Genomic DNA, 539 nt, shown 5'->3' on the forward strand with positions numbered 1-539 from the left:
CGACCCGCGCGCCCGCGGCGAGCAGCTCACCACCGCCGACTTCGTGCGCGTCGCGGAGGCGGCGGCGCGGCTCGGGATCGGGCCGGGGCACCGCGAGCCGTAGGCTGGTGGTCATGCCCCGCGACGTGTTCACCCCCGACGGCGCGCGCGCCGTGACGGCCGTCGCCCCCGCCAAGATCAACCTCCACCTGGGCGTCGGCGACGCCCGCCCAGACGGCTTCCACGACCTGCTCACCGTCTATCGCGCCGTGGACATGTGGGAGCGCGTCACCGTGTCGTTCGCCGGCGGCGCCGCCGGGTCTGGCGACGACGACGAGATCACCGTCACCGGGCCGGGGGCCCCGCAGGTGCCCACGGACCGGACCAATCTCGCCGCCCGGGCGGTCGATCTGCTCCGCGAGGAGGCGGGGTCGGACGCCCGGATCGCCATCCGGATACACAAGGGGGTCCCCGTGGCCGGCGGGATGGCCGGCGGCAGCGCGGACGCCGCGGCCGCCCTGGTGGCCACGGACCGGCTGCTCGGTCTGGGACTCGGCCGG

Annotated in this window: 1 pseudogene; it reads left to right on the forward strand. The window is 77.0% G+C overall.

Annotated features, from left to right (window positions below):
- Nucleotides 1-113 precede the first annotated feature (113 nt).
- Nucleotides 114-539 (forward strand): annotated as a pseudogene (locus HMPREF3086_RS04285) (4-(cytidine 5'-diphospho)-2-C-methyl-D-erythritol kinase); the annotation flags it as partial.

The organism is Dietzia sp. HMSC21D01, from assembly GCF_001815995.1.
In the GTDB taxonomy this organism is placed as follows: domain Bacteria; phylum Actinomycetota; class Actinomycetes; order Mycobacteriales; family Mycobacteriaceae; genus Dietzia; species Dietzia cinnamea.